Here is a 16,469-nt window from a genome sequence, read left to right as displayed (position 1 = left end):
TCGAGAGCAAACGGCGTCTATAGTCCGACGCCGAGCGTCTCGTTGGTCTTCTCGATGCTCTCTTCGGCGTCGGCGCTGCCGGTAACGGCACGGATCGCGTCGACGTTCTCGGGGACGACGTCGCTTTCCTGGTGGATGCCCTGGAAGAGATACAGGTCGTTCCCGACGGTCGAGATCGACTCTTCCCAGATGCAGTTCTCCCAGAGGTCGCCGCGGGGCCGACCGGCGTCGAGTGCGTATTCCTTGAGTTTGCCGCTGCCGTCGATGTTCATCCGTTCGGGGATCAGGAACAGCCGCGATTCGTCGGCGAACAGCTCGCGGACGTCGTCGGCGTCGACCTCCTCCTCGAGCGAGATGTTTAAGCTGTGCATGTGCATCTGCGTCGCGGGTACCTTCATCCCGAGCGTGTCGATATCGAGGTCGTCGAAGATGGTCTCGACGTCGGGGCCGTGGTGGGAGGGGATCGTGACCGGGTTCGGCAGGATGTCGTTGATCGGGCCGCGGTCGGTCTGGCCGGGGTCGCCGCCACGCCGGACCAGCGTTGCGCGGACCTTCTCGACGCCGTAGGCCTCCCGCAGCGGCGCGATGACCCGCGAGAGCCCGGTCGTGTTACAGGAGACGACGCGGACGTGATCGGCGTCGGCGGCCTCGGCGAAGTTCGAGCGTGCGTTGAAACTCACGTCGACGAGGTCAGCGTCCTCGCCACCCTGATAGAGTGCTGGGGTGTCGTATTCTTCGTACAGTTCCTTGTTCTGGGCCCCGATTCCCGACGGCGTCGCGTCGACGACGACGTCGGCCTCGTCGACGAGGTCCTCGACTGGCCCTGCGATCTCGAGGCCAGCCTCGTCAAACAGGTGTTCGCGCTCCTCGACGGCTGCATAGAGCGAGAATCCCTTGTCGATCGCTGTTTCGGCCTCGAAGTTCGGACGCGTCTTCGCGACGCCGAGTACCTCCATGTCGGGTTGCTGGCGGACGGCGTCCGCGACGCGTTTGCCGATCGTACCGTAGCCGTTGATGGCGACCTGTAGCATGTATCCGGGAGTGGACCACCGAGCGGGATAATCGTTTCGAGGACTCGCGGTCGATTCTTACTCGAATCGAAGTTCTCAATCCCTCTCGAGGCCGATCTCGGGAGCCGTTCACACTGCTCGAGACGCCGCGAGCGCGATTGAGACGGGCGATCGTCAGTCAGTACCGGCTGGCCACGACCGCGCTGCCGTCCCTCCAAGACAGCGGGACAGCAGCCCGTATGAGGACAAGACATATCGGCCCGCTCGCCACACACTCCTCTATGACAGCACTTCGCGCCGCGGCGGAGACGGCCGTCCGCCAGTGTCTGGGACTCGAAGCGGGAGAGTCGTGTGCGATCATCACTGACGACGAACGGGTTCCGATCGGGGAAGCGCTCTACGAGGTCGCGAGTGAGATCACCGACGACACCGTGATCGTCCGGTATCCGCCCGGTGAAACACACGGCAGTGAGCCCCCCAAACCGGTGGCGGAAGCGATGGCCGGTGCCGACGTCGTGCTCGCGCCGACGACCAAGAGCCTGAGCCACACCCGCGCTCGAACGGACGCCAACGAGGCCGGGGCGCGGGTCGCGACGCTGCCCGGCATCACCGAGGACGTTTTCACGACCGGGCTCGACGCCGATTACGATTCGATCGCCGCTCACTGCGAGGCGGTCCGCAAGCAAGTCGCCGGGGCCGACGAGATCCGTGTTACGACCGACGCCGGCACTGACATCACCTTCGGCGTCGGTGACCGCGAATGGCTGGCCGACACCGGAATCGTCCACGAGCCCGGTGAGATGTCGAACCTGCCGGCCGGCGAGGTGTTCATCAGTCCCACGACCGCGGATGGCACGTTCGTCGTCGACGGGACGATGCGTCCCCACGGGTTGCTCGAGGAGGGCAACCGGCTCACCTTCGAGGTCGAGGACGGCCTCGTCACCCACATCTCGGACGACGAGATCCGCGAGACGGTCGCGAACGCGGCAGACGAGGTCGGCGACGCCGCCTACAACCTCGCGGAACTGGGTATCGGAACTAACGTCGCTGTCACAGAACTCGTCGGCTCGGTCCTGCTAGACGAGAAAGCTGGCGGTACGGTTCATATCGCGATTGGCGACGATGCGGGCATCGGCGGTGAGACGGACGCGCCGATCCACCTCGACGGCATCATCCGCGAGCCGACGGTCCTCGTCGACGGCGAGCCTGTCGATCTGCCGGTTGCGGACGACGCCTGAGACGGTTTGCTGTACCGAGTTCCCGATGCAACCGCAGTGTGGATCGCGGTCCCACCGACACTGACTGACAGGAGTCCGTCTCAGGACAACTAGTGACACAGCGGCGACGACGGGTTCAATCGCCTTTTCAGTGCGTAGCATCTAGACTGGGTTATGAGCGATACACCGGATCGGGTTCCGACCCCCTGTCCTTCCTGCTCGCCGGACCTCGAGACGGTCCACGAGGTACTTACGACGGGCGGCGGCACCTTGACCGTTCGTTGCAGCGAGTGTGGTCACGTCCACAAGATCCAACCCGACACCGAACGCGAGGTCACCCTCGACGTGGTCGTCTCTCAGGGCGGCGAGTCGTTCACCGCGAACGTCACCGCCCCCGAAGACGAGACCGTCGAAGTCGGCGACGAGTTCATTCTCGAGACCGAGGAAGTGCTCTCGACGGTTCGCGTGACGAGCGTCGAACTCGACGGCCAGAAACGTGTCGAGGAGGCACCCGTCGACGAGATCGAGACCGTCTGGACCCGCGAGGTCGACAACGTGGCGGTCAACGTCACCGTCCACCCACAGGACGGCTCGCGAGACGACAGTCGCAGTATCACGGTCCACGTCCCCGGCGACTACGCGTTCGAGGTCGGCGACGTCGAGAGCTTCGGCGACGACGAGTTCGAGATCGACGCTTTCGTCGTCCGCGACGACGCGTCGGGCTACCGACGGGACCGCTTCGAGGAGTCGGGCGATACCGCCTTCGCGAAGGACATCAAGCGCGTCTACGCCTACGACGAGCAGAGCAGCGCCTGGTCGGCCTGGTAAGAACAGATCGACGGGCCCACGAGCCCCTGAACGCGATATTTACCGTTGGTACAAGACGGTTCTCGAGCAGCTTTTTGATCCCGTTTCGTCTTCGACAGTGACGAGAGCCGCCACGAGCGGGGTACCAAGCCCGTTATCCCGCCCGTCGATGCGATGAGTGGGTGGCTCATGTGAGCGAATCGATCACAGTATGTTCGGTTCGTTGAACTGTAAGCGATCCCCGAGACTGCACAAGCGCGCCATTGATTACCGCCGATCCGATAGCTAGTGTATGGAGCTCGCGGTACTGCGAGAGGACATGGTCGACGGCCTCGAGGCCGCGCCAAAGAACGTTCTCACGGATGAAACCGTCTCTGTCGCGATGCGTGACGTTTCTCGCCACGCGTTTCTCGACGATGAACGGACGGCCTACGCGGACCGCGAGCACGAAGCGCTTGGGACCCGTGTTCTCGCGCCCAGCACGGCCGCTCGCTTGCTGCAAGCACTGGCACTCGAGGGCGACGAGACGGTGCTGATCGTCGGCGTCGGCGTCGGCTACACGGCCGCCGTCGCAGCCGAAATCGTCGGCGAGACCAACGTCCACGCCGTCGACATCTCCCGCCCGCTGGTTGCCGAAGCGCGCCGAAACCTTGCGGCGGCCGGCTACGATGGCGTTCTCGTCGACTGCCGCGACGGCGCGAACGGTCTCCCCGAGTATGCGCCGTTCGACCGAATTCTCCTCGAGGCGGCCGTCGTCGACCCACCACGTGCGCTCCGCGAGCAACTCGCCGAGGGCGGACGGCTGGTCTTCCCGCGTGGCACGCAGCGACAGCGACTTGCAGTCATCTCGGCCGCTGGTGAGCTCGAGCAACTCGATCCCATCACTCTCGAGCCGCTGCTCGTCGAGGGTGAGCAGTCGGGGGCAGTCGAACGAAACCGGATGACCCGCGAGGACCGCGAACGAGCGCAGCGACGCGCCGAATCACGTCGCGGCTGGGAACAAGACTGGATCGAGTGGGACGAGACGCTCGGGACGCAGTCACGGCAACCTCGAACTCGATAGCATGGCTAAAGACCAGTCGTGAGTAAGACGACTTCCTAATTAGCGGTGGTAGCCGGATTTTTCGACACCAGAATGCTCACAACGCAGCAAGCTTATCGCTCGCGACGTTGAATTTTGAGAAAGCGCCCGAGGCGGGATTTGAACCAGAGCCAGACGTGCTCGCTCACTCTGTTCGCTGTGCGCGACTGGCAGGATTCGAATCCAGATTCGCCGCTCTTCGATTTCGGATGTTTACGACACAGCAAAGCTGGTCGCTCACGGAATAGAAATCGAAGAAGCGCCCGAGGCGGGATTTGAACCCGCGTCACGACCGTGACAGGGTCGTATGATGGGCCACTACACCACCCGGGCTTGCAATGCTTTCTTTCCCGGTGATAGTATTAAGAGTTGTGTTCTCGACTCGTTTTTCTATTCTATTAACATAAATTCATGCCCCGCCTCGAGTTCGACCACTGACCATTGTTCAACTATGCTGAGAGTATACACGCCACAATGTCTCCCAGCAATTATTGGTGACTGAACATAACTGCGATGGGCAATACATTCTGATCACAAACGAGCTCGCGTCATGCTTCTCTCGAACGATTGCCACTCCGGATACTGCTCGAGTACGACTGGTTGGAAGACAACAAACCCAGTTGCTCAAGGGTCTGGATTTCTCGAAGCCGAATACTCGCAACGTAGCAAGCCAACTGCTCGTGACGTTGAATTTCGAGAAAGCGCCCGAGGCGGGATTTGAACCCGCGTCACGACCGTGACAGGGTCGTATGATAGGCCACTACACCACCCGGGCTTGCAATGCTTTCTTTCCCGGTGATAGTATTAAGGCTTTTCAATCGAATGCCGTATGGTACGTCCCGCCGAGCCATGATATCGGCCACTCCGACACACAGTCATGTCATGAACTCACACGACCCATAAGGAATATAACTGAGAACCGGATACATTCGAGTGTGATCGACGATTCCGGTCTGGTTCGTCTGGCCGGGTAGCCCTGCTTGTGCCCCGAGTTAGTAACGGTTAAATGCCTCCCGCCGCTACTTGCCTGTAGTATCTCGTGACAGCCGCTTCTCTCCAGATAGCCGACACGCACACGCACACCCACACATGGTAGACGTAAGCCAACACGAACTGGTTCCGGAGCACACCGTCCTCGAGGAGGACACGCTCGAGGAGGTGCTCTCCGAATACAACATCGATCGTACAGACTTACCGAAGATCAAGCGCAACGACCCTGCCCTTCCGGACGAGGCCGAGGTCGGCGACGTGATCAAAATCGTCCGAGACTCACGAACAACCGATCAGGCAGTGGTATACCGACTTGTGGTAGAATAAATGGCAATGGAACTAGATCGCGACGAACGTCGAGAGATCTCGCGCGAATACTTCTCGAAGGAACGGATCGCCGAACACCACTACCGCTCGTTTAACGCCTTCCTCAACCGGGGCATGCAGGAGGTCGTCGACGAGAAGGCAACGATCGACACGGACATCGGCGACAAGGAAGGCGAGGAGCCGGTCCACGTCGAACTGGGCGACGTCCGCGTCGTCACGCCACGAGTTCGCGAGGCCGACGGGTCCGAAGAACTGCTCTACCCACAGGAGGCCCGCCTTCGCAACATCACCTACTCCGCGCCGGTGTTCATGGAGATGTCCATCGTCAAAGGCGAGGAGGGCGACCAGCGGGTCGTCGACTCGACGGAGACGAAGATCGGTCGGATGCCGATCATGGTCGGCTCCGAGAAGTGTAACATCGCCGGCTTCTCCGACGAGGAACTCATCGAGATCGGCGAGGACCCCGCCGACCCCGGTGGCTACTTCATCGTCAACGGCTCCGAGCGGGTGCTGATGACCAGCGAGGACCTCGCCCCGAACAAGATCCTCGCCGAGTACGACACGAAGTACGGCGACGAGATCCAGGTCGCGAAAACGTTCTCACAGCGCCGTGGCTACCGCGCGCTGGTCCTGTGTGAGCGGACGCGTGACGGCCTGCTCGAGGTCTCGTTCCCCTCGGTGTCGGGCTCGATCAACTTCGTGACGCTCGTGCGTGCACTTGGTCTCGAGTCGGACGAGGAGATCGTCCACAAGGTCTCGAACGACCCCGAGGTCGTCAAGTACATGCTCGAGAATCTGGAGGAAGCGGAGGTCCAGACCGAGGAAGAAGCCATCGAGGCACTGGGCAAACGCGTTGCCTCCGGGCAGGGCAAAAACTACCAGCTCAAGCGCGCGAACTACGTCATCGACCGGTATCTCCTCCCCCATCTTCACGAGGATGGCGTCGAGGAAGAAGACGTCCGCATCAACAAGGCTCACTACCTCTGTAGGATGGCCGAGGCCTGTTTCGAACTCGCACTCGGTCGCCGCGAATCCGACGACAAGGACCACTACGCGAACAAGCGTCTGAAGGTCTCCGGCGACCTGATGAAAGACCTGTTCCGGACCGCGCTGAACAAGCTGGCCCGGGACGTCAAGTACCAGCTCGAGCGCGCCAACATGCGCAACCGCCAACTCTCGGTGAACACGGTCGTCCGATCGGACGTGCTGACCGAGCGACTCGAGCACCCGATCGCGACGGGCAACTGGGTCGGCGGCCGCTCCGGCGTCTCTCAGCTGGTCGACCGAACCGACTTCATGGGTGTGCTTTCGCACCTGCGCCGACTTCGCAGCCCGCTGTCGCGCTCGCAGCCACACTTCGAAGCGCGGGACCTGCACGCGACCCAGTGGGGTCGCATTGGCCCCTCCGAGACGCCGGAGGGACCGAACTGTGGGCTAGTAAAGAACTTCGCACAGTCGATGGAGCTCTCCCAGAACGTCGAGGACGAACAGGAGCTCAAACGCGAACTAGCATCGATGGGGGTCGAGGGTATTCCCGGCCTCGAGGGTATCGAACGGACGACTGCAGCAGGGGACGATTAAATCATGAGCAGCCAACAACGAGAGGCGAAAGTCTACGTCAACGGGTCGCTGGTGGGGACCCACCCAGATCCACACGAACTCGCAGAACAGATCCGCGAAGCGCGACGCATCGGCGACGTCTCCGAGATGGTCAACGTCTCGGTCAAAGAGCGCACTCGCGAAGTGATCGTCAACGCCGACGCCGGCCGCGCACGCCGGCCGCTGCTGGTCGTTGAGGACGGCGAACCCCGCATCTCCGAACAGGAGATCGAGGCGCTCAAAGACGGCGACCTCGAGTTCGAGGACCTCGTCGATCACGGCTACATCGAGTTCATCGACGCCGAGGAAGAAGAGGACATCCTCGTTGCCGTCGACGAGGACGATCTCACCGAGAAACACACCCACCTCGAGATCGACCCGTCGCTGATCTTCTCGATCGGTGCCGGGATGATCCCCTATCCCGAACATAACGCCTCGCCGCGTATTACGATGGGGGCAGGGATGATCAAGCAGTCGCTCGGTCTGCCCAGCGCGAACTACCGGATCCGGCCGGACACGCGCCAGCACCTGCTGCACTACCCGCAGCTCTCGATGGTCAAGACCCAGACGACCGAGCAGATCGGCTACGACGAGCGGCCGGCCGCACAGAACTTCGTCGTCGCCGTGATGAGCTATGAAGGGTTCAACATCGAGGACGCGCTGGTCATGAACAAAGCCAGCGTCGAGCGTGCGCTCGCACGCTCACACTTCTTCCGCACGTATGAGGGCGAGGAACGCCGCTACCCTGGCGGCCAGGAAGACCGCTTCGAAATTCCGAGCCAGGACGTCCGCGGTGCCCGTGGCGAGGAAGCCTACGCCCATCTCGACGAGGACGGCCTCGTCAACCCCGAGACGAAAGTCGACGAGAACTCCGTGCTGCTCGGGAAGACCTCGCCGCCGCGATTCCTCGAGGAGCCCGACGACATGGGCGGTCTCTCACCCCAGAAACGGCGTGAGACCTCCGTCACCATGCGCTCCGGTGAATCGGGAATCGTCGACACCGTCACGCTCATGGAGGGCGAGGACGGCTCGAAGCTCTCGAAGGTCTCTGTCCGCGACGAGCGGATCCCCGAACTCGGGGACAAGTTCGCGTCACGACACGGCCAGAAGGGGGTCGTCGGCCACCTCGCACCCCAGGAGGACATGCCCTTTACCGAGGAAGGCGTGGTGCCGGACCTCGTCGTCAACCCCCACGCGCTGCCATCGCGGATGACCGTCGGTCACATTCTCGAGATGATCGGCGGCAAACTCGGCGCGATGGAGGGCCGTCGCGTCGACGGGACGCCGTTCCTCGGCGAGGACAAAGACGAGCTTCGTGAGGGACTCGAGGATGCCGGCTTCGATTCGGCCGGCAAGGAGACCATGTACTCCGGCGTCACTGGCGAGAAGATCGAGGCCGAGATCTTCGTCGGCGTCATTTTCTACCAGAAGCTCTACCACATGGTCTCGAACAAACTGCACGCCCGCTCTCGCGGGCCGGTGCAGGTGCTGACTCGCCAGCCGACGGAGGGTCGTGCCCGCGAGGGTGGCCTCCGAATCGGGGAGATGGAACGCGACGTGTTCATCGGCCACGGGGCGGCCATGACGCTGAAGGAACGACTCTTAGACGAGTCCGACCGCGAGTTCATCCACATCTGTGCAAACTGTGGCATGAGCGCGGTCGAAAACGTCGAACAACGGCGTGTCTACTGTCCGAACTGCGACGAGGAGACCGATATCCACGAGATCGAGATGAGCTACGCGTTCAAGCTCCTCTTAGACGAGATGAAAGCGCTGGGTATCGCACCGCGACTCGAACTGGAGGACGCCGTCTAAACCATGCAAGATACGACACCCAAAGACATCGGGCAACTCTCCTTCGGGCTCATGGAGCCCGAGGAGTATCGGGAGATGAGCGCGACGAAGATCATCACGGCCGACACCTACGACGACGACGGGTTCCCCATCGACATGGGGCTGATGGACCCGCGGCTGGGCGTCATCGACCCCGGCCTCGAGTGTAAGACCTGCGGCAAACACTCGGGTTCGTGTAACGGCCACTTCGGCCACATCGAACTGGCCGCGCCGGTCATCCACGTCGGCTTCACGAAGCTCATTCGGCGACTGCTGCGGGGAACCTGTCGGGAGTGTTCCCGGCTGCTGTTGACCGAAGACGAGCGCGACGAGTTCCGCGACCAGCTCGATGAATCCCGAAAGCTGAGTCGCGACTTAAACGACGTGACCAAGGCCGCGATCCGGCAGGCACGCAAGAAGGATCGCTGTCCGTTCTGTGGCGAGATCCAGTACGATATCGACCACGAGAAGCCGACCACCTACTATGAGGTCCAGCAGGTTCTTACAAGCGAGTACTCCCAGCGCATCGCTGGCGCGATGCAGGGCGACGAGGAAGCTGGCGTCGAGCGAACGACGCCGGACGAACTCGCCGAAAAGACCGAGATCGAACTCACCCGGGTCAACGAGATCCTCTCGGGTTCGTTCCGCCCACGTGAGAGTCAGCGCAAGGCCATCGAGAAGGCTCTCGACATCGACCTCACCGAGGAGGACACGAACAAGCTGATGCCCAGCGACATCCGGGACTGGTTCGAGAACATTCCGGACGAGGACATCGAAGTACTCGGCATCAACCCCGAGCGCTCCCGCCCAGAGTGGATGATCCTCACCGTTCTCCCTGTCCCGCCGGTCACTGCACGGCCGTCGATCACGCTCGACAACGGCCAGCGCTCCGAGGACGACCTGACCCACAAGCTGGTCGACATCATTCGCATCAACCAGCGGTTCATGGAGAACCGTGAGGCCGGTGCGCCACAGCTGATCATCGAGGACCTCTGGGAACTCCTGCAGTACCACGTCACGACGTTCATGGACAACGAAATCTCGGGCACGCCGCCGGCACGACACCGCTCCGGCCGGCCGCTCAAGACCCTCTCCCAGCGTCTGAAGGGGAAAGAGGGACGCTTCCGTGGCTCGCTGTCCGGCAAGCGTGTGAACTTCTCTGCACGTACTGTGATCTCGCCGGACCCGACCCTCTCGCTCAACGAGGTCGGTGTCCCCGACCGTGTGGCCAAGGAGATGACCCAGACGATGAACGTCACCGAGCGAAATCTCGAGGATGCCCGTCGGTTCGTCTCGAACGGTCCCGAGGCCCACCCCGGCGCGAACTACGTTCGCCGACCGGACGGCCGCCGGCTGAAGGTGACCGAGAAGAACTGCGAGCAACTCGCCGAGAAGGTCGAGGCTGGGTGGGAAGTCAACCGACACATGATCGACGGCGACATCGTCATCTTCAACCGCCAGCCGTCGCTCCACCGGATGTCGATCATGGCCCACGAGGTCGTGGTCATGCCGTACAAGACGTTCCGGCTGAACACCGTTGTCTGTCCGCCGTACAACGCCGACTTCGACGGCGACGAGATGAACATGCACGCGCTCCAAAACGAGGAGGCCCGCGCCGAGGCACGCGTGCTCATGCGAGTGCAGGAACAGATGCTCTCGCCGCGATTCGGTGAGAACATCATCGGAGCCATCCAGGACCACATCAGCGGGATGTACCTGCTGACCCACGACAACCCGCGGTTCAACGAGACGCAGGCACTCGACTTGCTGCGTGCCACTCGGATCGACGAACTGCCCGACCCCAGCGGCGTCGACGACGAAGGCAAACCGTTCTGGACTGGCTACGACGTCTTCTCCGAACTCCTGCCCGACGACCTGAACCTCGAGTTCACCGGCACCGTCGGCGACGAGGTCGTCATCGAGGACGGCCAGTTGCTCCAGGGAACCATCGCCGAGGACGAGGTCGGCGAGTTCGGCGGCGAGATCGTCGACACGATTACGAAGGTCTACGGCAACACGCGTGCCCGCATCTTCGTCAACGAGGTCTCGACGCTGGCGATGCGGGCGATCATGCACTTCGGGTTCTCGATCGGGATCGACGACGAGACCATCCCCGGGGAAGCCCAGGAACGCATCGACGAGACCCTCGAGGACGCCAACGACCGCGTCGAAGAACTGATCGAGGCCTACGAGCGCAACGAACTCGAGAGCCTCCCCGGTCGGACGATCGACGAGACCCTCGAGATGAAGATCATGCAGACGCTCTCCCGTGCGCGTGACAACGCCGGGAACATCGCCGACGACCACTTCGAAGACGACAACCCGGCGGTTGTCATGGCCAATTCCGGTGCACGTGGGTCGATGCTCAACCTGACCCAGATGGCCGGTGCGGTCGGCCAGCAGGCAGTTCGCGGCGAGCGGATCAACCGTGGCTACGAGGACCGAACCCTCAGCCACTACGAACCCAACGACCTCTCGGCGGAGGCTCACGGCTTCGTCGAGAACTCCTACACCAGCGGCCTGACCCCACGGGAGTTCTTCTTCCACGCGATGGGTGGCCGCGAGGGGCTGGTCGACACTGCAGTCCGAACCTCCAAGTCCGGGTACCTGCAGCGGCGGCTGATCAACGCCCTCTCCGAGCTCGAGACCCAATACGACGGCACCGTCCGGGACACCTCGGACACGATCGTCCAGTTCGAGTTCGGTGAGGACGGCACCTCGCCCGTCAAGGTCTCCTCTGGCGAGGAGAACAACATCGACGTCGACCAGATCGCCAGCCGCGTGCTCGACTCCGAGTTCGAGTCCGAAGCCGAAAAACAGGAATTCCTCGGCTCGCGGCCGCGGCCGACCAACCTCTCGGAACACGCAGACGATCGCCTTGCCGAGGGCACGGAGGTGACCTCCGATGACTGAAGTCGACTACGACGTTGACGACGACACTATCGCGGTCGTCGAGGACACCGATCTGCCACGGCGACTCAAAGACGAGGTCTACGAGACGCTCGAGGCCCGCGAGGACGCGACGGTCGAAGACGCCGACGAACTCGCGAAGGCCGTCGAGACCCGCTATCTCGACACCCGCGTCGATCCGCTCGACCCCGTCGGTACTGTGAGCGCCCAGTCGATCGGCGAACCCGGGACTCAGCTGACGATGAACACGTTCCACTACGCGGGGGTTGCAGAGATCGACGTGACCCAGGGGCTACCCCGCCTCATCGAGCTCGTCGACGCCCGGAAGACGCCGGACACGCCGATGATGACCGCCTACCTCGAGGGCGACTACGCTACCGAGCGCGAACGCGCCCACGAGGTCGTCTGGAAGATCGAAGCCACCAAGATCCTCGCGCTGGGTGACGTCTCGACGAACGTCGCGGACATGCGCGTCCAGATCTCGCTCAACGAAGACACCTTGAAAGAGCGGCTGATTACGCCCGAGGAAGTCGCGGAGATCATCGAGGATTCGCTGGGTGTCAAGACGATCCAGCAAGGAACCCAGATCGAGTTCGGGCCGGAAGAACCCTCGTATCGGGATCTCCTCCAGCTCGTCGAGGAGCTGCGCGATATCACGTTTAAGGGCATCGAGGACATCTCCCGGGTCGTCATCCGACGTGAGGAGATGGACGACGGCAGCGAAGAATTCGTCCTCTACACCGAGGGGTCGGCCTTCGGCGACGTCTTGGAGATCGAAGGCGTCGACGCCTCGCGGACGACGTGTAACAACATCCACGAGATCCGGCGCAACCTCGGTATCGAGGCGGCCCGCGAAGCGATCATCGAGGAGACGAACAACACGCTGGCAGAGCAGGGGCTTGACGACGTCAACGTCCGCCACCTGATGCTCGTCGCGGACATGATGACCAACCGCGGTGAGATCGAGTCGATCGGTCGCCACGGCATCTCGGGATCGAAGGATTCGGTGCTCGCTCGTGCGGCGTTCGAGGTGACGGTCAACCACCTGCTCAACGCTGCGATCCACGGCGAGATCGACGAGTTAGACGGCGTGACGGAGAACGTCATCGTTGGGAAGCCGATCAAACTCGGAACCGGCGACGTCGACCTCCGGATGGGGTCGACTACCTCCGGGAGCAGTCAGGCCGACTGATCGATGGGGGTTACGCTCGCCGACGACGCCCGGCAGTATCTCGCTGCCTTCGAGGACGTCACCGGTGTCGCCGGCCGCGACTGTCTCGTCACTGACGGCGGCGACCGTCTCCTGATCGTCGTCGAACGCGGTGGCATGGGCGAGGCGATCGGCCCTGACGGCCGAACGATCCAGCGGTTCGAGGATCGGGTCGACGCGCAGGTTCGCCTCGTCGAAGACGCGGCCGATCCCGAGACGTTCGTCGCGAACGCGCTCGCGCCGGCAGCCGTCTACAACGTCACGATCAGCGAGAACAACGACACCGTCGCCTACGTTGAAGTCGCCGAAGCCGACCACGGGGTCGCGATCGGAACCAACGGGCGGACGATCGAGGCCGCCCGCACCCTCGCGAAGCGCCACTTCGACATCGACGACGTGCAGTTATTGTAGGCACGCGCCCGGGTCCGTCGGCCCACAGAGTCCACTCATTTTGCGTGTTGATCGGACGTCTCCGACCGCCGGCCAACCGTCGTCTCGTGTTCTTCAACGCGGGTAAACTCCGATTCGTTCAGCGACTGGATCACCACTGGACTCACCTCGATCGTCGCCGACGGCTGGTGGCTCACGTCGGAAAGCTGTGACCACAGTGACAGTAGCTCCTCGACTGGTTCGTCGACGATCGAAATCGAAAGCGGTTGCTCCTGGCCGAGCGGGGCGGGAGCGTCGGCCGGCTCGATCCGACTATTGTCGTGAAACAGCTGGAGGGCTGCGCCGAGACGCTGTTGGCGTTTGAAGGGGTTCGTCTGCTTCTCGCCGTCGTCACTCCCGTCGCCGACAGCGTATGCGGTCACGAGATAGCGTACTGAAAGCGCCAGCGGCCGGTCCTGTCGCGCCGTCCCGGAGATCGTTCGGCTGCCCGATCCCATCGCCGTGTCCGTTTCGATCTGATACGGATACAGCGTGATATCGACGCTCGAGAGGGAGTCGACATCGGCAGGGGAGGCCACTTCGATCCGATTCGAATCGATGGGGCTCCGCTCGCCAGCGTTTGCCTTCAGGAGCTCGAGTAACACGTTGCTGACGTCGGCAATGGCGCTATATGTCATTAGATAATGGGTATTGAGTCAGCACTTATATCTATTAACCACAACCCTAATTTTTGTGTCGATACGCAAAGCAAAGCAACTCGGCGATCGGCCGTTCCCGTTCGTATCCAGCGCGGTGCTTCTGGTCGAGCCGCTCTTTCACTTCTCGGTCGGTTGGCTCCCGCAGATGCTCATGACACGGATCGAACCGTCGATCGAGCACTCGGCGTTCGGAAACCTCTCGCCTGCCGAGCGTCGCTAACCCGTGCTCCGTCCGTAACTCGAGTCGTCGAAACGGCCGCAGATTCGGCGAGCGATGTATCTAAAGCGATCTCGAGCCGTCTCGCTGATTCGAAACGGGTCGCTTAAGTGGCTTCAACGGATAGCGACGGGTACTATGGCAAACGGCAAATATGCCGCGCGCAAGCTCAAGAAGGACCGCCAGAACCAGCGGTGGTCCGACTCTGACTACGCGCGCCGCGCCCGTGGACTTCGCGAGAAGTCCGACCCCCTCGAGGGAGCGCCCCAGGCTCGCGGTATCGTACTCGAAAAGGTCGGTATTGAGGCAAAGCAGCCTAACTCGGCGATCCGAAAGTGCGTCCGAGTCCAGCTAATCAAAAACGGCAAGCAGGTCACCGCGTTCTGTCCCGGTGACGGTGCAATCAGCTTCATCGACGAACACGACGAAGTCACCATCGCCGGTATCGGTGGGGCAAAGGGTCGTGCGATGGGTGACCTTTCGGGTGTCAACTACAAAGTTGACAAGGTCAACGGTGTCGCGCTGAAGGAACTCGTTCGCGGGAACGCGGAGAAACCGGTGCGATAAACCATGGCTGCAGAAGATCAACCGGACCCGGACGCGCCGGCAGGCGGTGCAGACGTCTCGGCACAGCTTTTCGGTGAGTGGGAAATCGGCGAAATCGAATACGCCGACCCCTCGACAGAGCGCTACATCACGGTTTCGCCCGTCGCTCACACCGCGGGTCGCCACGCCAGCAAGCAGTTCAAGAAGTCCGAAATCTCGATCGTCGAGCGCTTCATCAACCGCTTGATGCAGACCGAGGAGAACACGGGCAAGAAACAGCAGACGCTCAACTACGTCCGTGATGCGTTCGACCTCATTCACGAGCGCACCGAAGACAACCCGATTCAGGTGCTCGTGACGGCCGTCGAGAATGCGGCCCCACGAGAGGAGACTGTCCGCCTGAAATACGGTGGGATCTCGGTCCCGAAGGCCGTTGACGTCGCCCCCCAGCGTCGTGTCGACCAGGCCCTGAAGTTCCTCTCCGAGGGAGTCTACAACGACTCGTTCAAGACGGCGACGCCCGTCGAAGAGGCCATCGCTAGCCAGCTTATCGGCGCGGCCAACTACGACGTCCAGACCTACGCGGTTAGCCAGAAAGAAGAAAAAGAGCGCGTCGCGGCAGCCGCACGCTAACGCGATCCGTCGAGTCCGTTTTCGACGGTGTTCTCGTTTTGCTGTCTCTCGACGTGATCTTGTCGCTGTTACTCCCGGGGTTTCGAGCGCCACCCCGAGCTATCAGCGCCATCGTTGCTGCCCCACCCGGTCGATGCGCGGCCCCATCGGTTTCCAGTCACTAGGTGCCAGTATACACGTGACCGTCTTGCGGTCCCACCAGCGCTGACTGACAGGAGTCCGTCTGACAGTAGACCGTCTCAGTCCGCGGCGAGACGCTCGCTGCTGGTGTACGATCGTGTCGCGTCGACGAGCACCTGTCGGTAGGTACTCGTGTCTGGCTCTCGCGCGAGTTCCCGAAAGCGACGTTTGAACTCCTGGAAATCGATTTCTGGTGCGTCCATCGCGGCCACATGCGCGAGATCGTAGAGTCGGTGTTCACCGTTGACGAGGTCGTGTCGTTCCGCGAGTGCGAGTGCGAAGGCTGCGTTGACCGCTGTAATCTCGGGATCGGCACTCGGTGAAAGTCGCTCGAGACCGGGCCGTGGTGGCGTCTCGGGTCGGTCGATGACCGCCGCGGCGAGACTCGACTCGAGAAAGGAAAGCAGTTTTTCGCCGGGGCCGACCGAGAGCGTGATGTCGTCGGCGTAGATGTCTTTCATGTGGTTTGCGATCTGGTAACAGTGAGAGAGTTTGCGCCGTTCGACGCGTTTGCCGGCCAGTGCAAGATAGAGGACTTCTTCGGTTGACTGGGTGTGAGATGGATGTTGCTGTTCGTGGCGGACCATGTGGGCGAACTCGTGGAGGGCGAGTTCGCGGGCCATCGCCGACGAGGCAGCCTGTTGTGAGATGTTGAGCACGTGGCGGTCGTCGTAGTGGGCAGCCCAGGTCCGTTCGTCGGGATCGTCCCGGAGGTGAACGTAGACCGGCAGCGAGAGGTCGTGTTCGGTCTCGAAGAGGTCTTGGGCACTGAGAAACGGCGCGGTCGGACCAGCCCCCTGGACACGTACATCCATGCTTGT

The 16,469-nt window shown here is 62.2% G+C and carries 15 protein-coding genes and 2 tRNA genes; 12 read left to right on the top strand and 5 right to left on the bottom strand.

Annotated features, from left to right (window positions below):
- Positions 1-17 precede the first annotated feature (17 nt).
- Positions 18-1,031 (bottom strand): type II glyceraldehyde-3-phosphate dehydrogenase, encoded by a 1,014-nt coding sequence (locus BSG09_RS11505; protein ID WP_092933236.1) that lies wholly within the window; start codon positions 1,029-1,031, stop codon positions 18-20.
- 260 nt (positions 1,032-1,291) lie between these two features.
- On the opposite strand from BSG09_RS11505, the gene BSG09_RS11500 reads away from it, so the two are divergent.
- The 3 genes from BSG09_RS11500 to BSG09_RS11490 all read left to right on the top strand — a co-directional run bounded on the left by BSG09_RS11500 (position 1,292) and on the right by BSG09_RS11490 (position 4,097).
- Positions 1,292-2,248, top strand: coding sequence for an aminopeptidase (locus BSG09_RS11500; protein ID WP_092933234.1), 957 nt, complete (start codon positions 1,292-1,294; stop codon positions 2,246-2,248).
- 153 nt (positions 2,249-2,401) lie between these two features.
- Positions 2,402-3,055 carry an HVO_0476 family zinc finger protein gene (locus BSG09_RS11495; RefSeq protein ID WP_092933232.1) on the top strand — a complete coding sequence of 218 codons (654 nt, stop codon included), beginning with the start codon at positions 2,402-2,404 and terminating at the stop codon, positions 3,053-3,055.
- A gap of 271 nt (positions 3,056-3,326) precedes the next feature.
- Positions 3,327-4,097, top strand: a complete 771-nt coding sequence (locus tag BSG09_RS11490; RefSeq protein WP_092933230.1) for a protein-L-isoaspartate O-methyltransferase family protein — start codon at positions 3,327-3,329, stop codon at positions 4,095-4,097.
- A gap of 278 nt (positions 4,098-4,375) precedes the next feature.
- Here the strand turns inward: BSG09_RS11490 and BSG09_RS11485 are convergent.
- Positions 4,376-4,448 (bottom strand) — tRNA-Asp (locus BSG09_RS11485).
- Between the two features lie 369 nt (positions 4,449-4,817).
- A tRNA-Asp gene (locus BSG09_RS11480) sits at positions 4,818-4,890 on the bottom strand.
- Between the two features lie 314 nt (positions 4,891-5,204).
- Between BSG09_RS11480 and BSG09_RS11475 the strand changes: the two genes are divergently transcribed.
- From BSG09_RS11475 to BSG09_RS11450, 6 genes are read left to right on the top strand one after another with little or no spacing between them, the layout of a single operon-like run.
- Positions 5,205-5,432 carry a DNA-directed RNA polymerase subunit H gene (locus tag BSG09_RS11475; RefSeq protein WP_008008677.1) on the top strand — a complete coding sequence of 76 codons (228 nt, stop codon included), beginning with the start codon at positions 5,205-5,207 and terminating at the stop codon, positions 5,430-5,432.
- Positions 5,433-7,013, top strand: coding sequence for a DNA-directed RNA polymerase subunit B'' (locus tag BSG09_RS11470; protein ID WP_092933228.1), 1,581 nt, complete (start codon positions 5,433-5,435; stop codon positions 7,011-7,013).
- A gap of 3 nt (positions 7,014-7,016) precedes the next feature.
- Positions 7,017-8,846 (top strand): DNA-directed RNA polymerase subunit B, encoded by a 1,830-nt coding sequence (gene rpoB, locus BSG09_RS11465; protein ID WP_092933226.1) that lies wholly within the window; start codon positions 7,017-7,019, stop codon positions 8,844-8,846.
- A gap of 3 nt (positions 8,847-8,849) precedes the next feature.
- The gene (locus BSG09_RS11460; protein ID WP_092933224.1) at positions 8,850-11,777 is read left to right on the top strand and encodes a DNA-directed RNA polymerase subunit A'; all 2,928 of its coding nucleotides are present in this window, start codon (positions 8,850-8,852) and stop codon (positions 11,775-11,777) included.
- Positions 11,770-12,966 (top strand): DNA-directed RNA polymerase subunit A'', encoded by a 1,197-nt coding sequence (gene rpoA2 / locus BSG09_RS11455; RefSeq protein WP_092933222.1) that lies wholly within the window; start codon positions 11,770-11,772, stop codon positions 12,964-12,966. Before BSG09_RS11460 ends, rpoA2 begins: the two co-directional genes overlap by 8 nt.
- 3 nt (positions 12,967-12,969) lie before the next feature.
- Positions 12,970-13,395: a NusA-like transcription termination signal-binding factor gene (locus BSG09_RS11450; RefSeq protein ID WP_092933220.1), complete on the top strand. Its 426-nt coding sequence runs from the start codon at positions 12,970-12,972 to the stop codon at positions 13,393-13,395.
- 35 nt (positions 13,396-13,430) lie between these two features.
- Here BSG09_RS11450 and BSG09_RS11445 read toward each other — a convergent pair whose 3' ends face one another.
- Complete coding sequence (locus BSG09_RS11445; RefSeq protein ID WP_092933218.1) at positions 13,431-14,051, bottom strand: Pvc16 family protein; 621 nt, start codon at positions 14,049-14,051, stop codon at positions 13,431-13,433.
- 55 nt (positions 14,052-14,106) lie between these two features.
- Here BSG09_RS11445 and BSG09_RS11440 point away from each other — a divergent pair, with 55 nt between their 5' ends.
- From BSG09_RS11440 to BSG09_RS11430, 3 genes are all read left to right on the top strand, one after another.
- The gene (locus BSG09_RS11440; RefSeq protein ID WP_092933216.1) at positions 14,107-14,292 is read left to right on the top strand and encodes a hypothetical protein; all 186 of its coding nucleotides are present in this window, start codon (positions 14,107-14,109) and stop codon (positions 14,290-14,292) included.
- Positions 14,293-14,427: 135 nt separating this feature from the next.
- Positions 14,428-14,856, top strand: coding sequence for a 30S ribosomal protein S12 (locus BSG09_RS11435; protein ID WP_004267302.1), 429 nt, complete (start codon positions 14,428-14,430; stop codon positions 14,854-14,856).
- A gap of 3 nt (positions 14,857-14,859) precedes the next feature.
- Positions 14,860-15,468, top strand: a complete 609-nt coding sequence (locus BSG09_RS11430; protein ID WP_092933214.1) for a 30S ribosomal protein S7 — start codon at positions 14,860-14,862, stop codon at positions 15,466-15,468.
- 239 nt (positions 15,469-15,707) lie between these two features.
- On the opposite strand, the gene BSG09_RS11425 is transcribed toward BSG09_RS11430, so the two are convergent.
- Positions 15,708-16,463, bottom strand: coding sequence for a DUF5781 family protein (locus BSG09_RS11425; RefSeq protein WP_092933212.1), 756 nt, complete (start codon positions 16,461-16,463; stop codon positions 15,708-15,710).
- Positions 16,464-16,469 lie beyond the last annotated feature (6 nt).

Origin of the sequence: Natrinema hispanicum, assembly GCF_900111485.1 — an archaeon.
GTDB classification, from domain to species: domain Archaea; phylum Halobacteriota; class Halobacteria; order Halobacteriales; family Natrialbaceae; genus Natrinema; species Natrinema hispanicum_A.
The sequence above is the reverse complement of the archived record's forward strand: the minus strand, read 5'-3'. Positions and strand labels throughout refer to the sequence as shown.

What these genes read in the sequence shown, in the direction of transcription:
- BSG09_RS11475 (WP_008008677.1), top strand. Translation starts at nt 5,205, where the DNA reads ATGGTAGACGTAAGCCAACACGAACTGGTTCCGGAGCACACCGTCCTC.
- rpoA2 (WP_092933222.1), top strand. Translation starts at nt 11,770, where the DNA reads ATGACTGAAGTCGACTACGACGTTGACGACGACACTATCGCGGTCGTC.
- BSG09_RS11490 (WP_092933230.1), top strand. Translation starts at nt 3,327, where the DNA reads ATGGAGCTCGCGGTACTGCGAGAGGACATGGTCGACGGCCTCGAGGCC.
- BSG09_RS11435 (WP_004267302.1), top strand. Translation starts at nt 14,428, where the DNA reads ATGGCAAACGGCAAATATGCCGCGCGCAAGCTCAAGAAGGACCGCCAG.
- BSG09_RS11445 (WP_092933218.1), bottom strand. Translation starts at nt 14,051, where the DNA reads ATGACATATAGCGCCATTGCCGACGTCAGCAACGTGTTACTCGAGCTC.
- BSG09_RS11500 (WP_092933234.1), top strand. Translation starts at nt 1,292, where the DNA reads ATGACAGCACTTCGCGCCGCGGCGGAGACGGCCGTCCGCCAGTGTCTG.
- BSG09_RS11460 (WP_092933224.1), top strand. Translation starts at nt 8,850, where the DNA reads ATGCAAGATACGACACCCAAAGACATCGGGCAACTCTCCTTCGGGCTC.
- BSG09_RS11505 (WP_092933236.1), bottom strand. Translation starts at nt 1,031, where the DNA reads ATGCTACAGGTCGCCATCAACGGCTACGGTACGATCGGCAAACGCGTC.
- BSG09_RS11450 (WP_092933220.1), top strand. Translation starts at nt 12,970, where the DNA reads ATGGGGGTTACGCTCGCCGACGACGCCCGGCAGTATCTCGCTGCCTTC.
- BSG09_RS11470 (WP_092933228.1), top strand. Translation starts at nt 5,433, where the DNA reads ATGGCAATGGAACTAGATCGCGACGAACGTCGAGAGATCTCGCGCGAA.
- rpoB (WP_092933226.1), top strand. Translation starts at nt 7,017, where the DNA reads ATGAGCAGCCAACAACGAGAGGCGAAAGTCTACGTCAACGGGTCGCTG.
- BSG09_RS11430 (WP_092933214.1), top strand. Translation starts at nt 14,860, where the DNA reads ATGGCTGCAGAAGATCAACCGGACCCGGACGCGCCGGCAGGCGGTGCA.
- BSG09_RS11425 (WP_092933212.1), bottom strand. Translation starts at nt 16,463, where the DNA reads ATGGATGTACGTGTCCAGGGGGCTGGTCCGACCGCGCCGTTTCTCAGT.
- BSG09_RS11495 (WP_092933232.1), top strand. Translation starts at nt 2,402, where the DNA reads ATGAGCGATACACCGGATCGGGTTCCGACCCCCTGTCCTTCCTGCTCG.